The organism is Megasphaera sp. DJF_B143 (assembly GCF_900320625.1).
GTDB lineage: Bacteria > Bacillota > Negativicutes > Veillonellales > Megasphaeraceae > Megasphaera > Megasphaera hexanoica.
This window is the reverse complement of record NZ_ONTA01000209.1, coordinates 1-2202: the sequence shown is the minus strand read 5'-3', so window position 1 is coordinate 2202 and position 2202 is coordinate 1. Positions and strand designations below refer to the sequence as shown.

Annotated in this window: 3 protein-coding genes; 2 read left to right on the top strand and 1 reads right to left on the bottom strand. The window is 48.1% G+C overall.

Annotated features, from left to right (window positions below; genetic code table 11):
- The coding region (locus DBO31_RS06400) for an anaerobic nitric oxide reductase flavorubredoxin (RefSeq protein WP_150824729.1) at positions 1-1133 on the bottom strand (1133 nt) is incomplete at its 3' end.
- A gap of 203 nt (positions 1134-1336) precedes the next feature.
- Here DBO31_RS06400 and DBO31_RS06395 point away from each other — a divergent pair.
- Positions 1337-1900, top strand: a complete 564-nt coding sequence (locus DBO31_RS06395) for an SWIM zinc finger domain-containing protein (protein WP_159897793.1) — start codon at positions 1337-1339, stop codon at positions 1898-1900.
- An 8-nt stretch (positions 1901-1908) separates the two neighbouring features.
- On the top strand, positions 1909-2079 hold the full coding sequence (locus tag DBO31_RS09305) for a hypothetical protein (RefSeq protein WP_159897791.1): 171 nt from the start codon (positions 1909-1911) through the stop codon (positions 2077-2079).
- The last annotated feature ends 123 nt before the right edge of the window (positions 2080-2202 follow it).

Genomic DNA, 2202 nt, shown 5'->3' with positions numbered 1-2202 from the left:
TGGTCCGGATTCCACTGGCAGCGGAGCCCATCATTTACGACATCGAAACCGGCTCCCTGCAGAAGGGCTGTAATCTGTTTGACTGCTTCGCCGCTCCAGCCATAGCTGCCGAAGGCAGCGGCTTTCTTATTCTTGAATTTCAAGCCACGGATCATTTCCATAATGCCGCCGATGGAGAAGAGATAGCCATAATTGATAGTAGGCGAACCGACGAGGATAGCTTTGGATTTGAAGACTTCTGTTACGATGTCGTTCTTGTCATCCACTGCGGAATTGAAAAGCTTTACTGTCACTGTCGGATCGGCTTCGCGCAGGCCTTCGGCAATGCATTCAGCCATACGGCGTGTCGAGTTCCACATGGTGTCATAGATGATGGTAATCTGGTTTTCCTGGTACGCTTTTGCCCATTCCTGGTATTTGGCAACAATCCGCATCGGGTTATCACGCCAGATGACGCCGTGGCTGGGGCAGATCATCGATACGGGGACATTCATGTTCAGGATTTCATCGATTTTGCGGGTGACCATGGGGCTGTACAGGTTCAGGATGTTGGCATAGTACTTCATGGCTTCCTGATAGAGTTCAGCCTGATCGACGCAGTCATTGTACATCTTTTCGCTGGCATAGTGCTGGCCGAATCCGTCATTGCTGAAGAGGATGTTTTCACCGGTCATATAGGTGAACATCGTATCGGGCCAGTGCAGCATCGGTGCTTCGATGAAGACGAGCTGGCTGCTTCCGAGGTTCAGCGTATCGCCGGTCTTGACATTGACGAAGTTCCAGTCCTGGTGATACAGGCCGCGCAGGATGGCTTCCCCTTTCTTCGTGCAGTAAATCGGCGTGTCCGGGATTTCACGCATCAGGGCCGGCAGGGCGCCGCTGTGATCGTTTTCATTATGGTTCATGACGATATAGTCGATGTCCTTGAGGTCGATTTCGCGCTTTAAGTTAGCGACAAATTCTTCATCGAAGGGTTTCCATACGGTATCCATCAAAACAGTCTTTGTATCGCGGATCAGGTACGAGTTGTAGGAAGATCCCTTTTCTGTAGAATATTCATGTCCATGAAATTCGTTCAGTTCCCAATCGATTTTCCCTACCCAGGTTACTTTATCTGTCAGTTTTTTTCCCATGTCTATCGTCTCCTTTTATGTAGCTATTGAAATCTGACTTGGTTCATCGTTCTTACAAGACTAGTATAATTGGGAAGGCGTTACAAAGCAGTTGCATTTGCAACGGGTGAAGCCTTTTTGGAAAATCCAGACAAAAATATGATGCTGGCAGGGGAGACCATGGTATAATGAAAAAAATGGCTAAGGGAATGGAGATGACAATTTTGGCAAAATTGGAACTGGGAGACTGTCAGCAGCTATTTTCAGACAGAATCTATGAACGGGGTCTGGTGTATTATGAAGATGAGGCTGTACATGATATAGAAAGGACAGGAAATAAGATTACGGCGGCCGTAGATGGCTCTGAGACGTATACGGTGACGCTATATGTCAAAGCGGATGCTGTCTATAATATGACCTGCACCTGCCCGTATGCTGCGAAGGGAGAACATTGCAAGCATATGGTAGCGGTATTGCTGGCTTTGGAGGATGGACAGCTGCAGGAAGAGCCGGAAACGGATGGCCGGGAACGGACGTGGAAGGATATCCTGCAATATATGCCGGAACAAGAGGTGCGGTCATTGCTGTTTCAATTACTGGAACGTGATCCGGAAAAGCAGCAGTCTCTCGTTTTAACCTATTCTAAAGGCATGCTTTCCAAAAAAGAGATGCAAAAACTTCTCCGCCAGGCAAAGGCTCTGTGCCGGTCGTATGAGCGGGAGGGATTTGTGGACTACTGCGGCCACATTATGAGGAGAAAATACGGGATAGGTATGTCTGGTACGTAAAAGCACTCATGCCTGATTCCCGCCATCGCAGTCAGTATCGCAATTGTATCCAATACTTAAAGAAAATCTGCCAGTATCCGGGAAGAGAAGAAATCGTACGCAATCTGGCCCGTGATTGGAAACAGACCTATACAACCCGCCGGGCTATGAAGGAAGAATTGGAACAGGCAGGGTTTTGAGCCGTTATTGTAATGCGAAAGTCAGGAGGGACATCTGATGATGAAGAAAACATGGATGAGAAAAGTATTGCAGATTCTGAGCGTTTGTTGTTTGTCCAGTGTGCTGGTGCAGGCCGCTGAACC

Excerpts from the sequence above, each read along its gene's own strand:
- DBO31_RS09305 (WP_159897791.1), top strand. The coding sequence starts at position 1,909 with ATGCCTGATTCCCGCCATCGCAGTCAGTATCGCAATTGTATCCAATAC.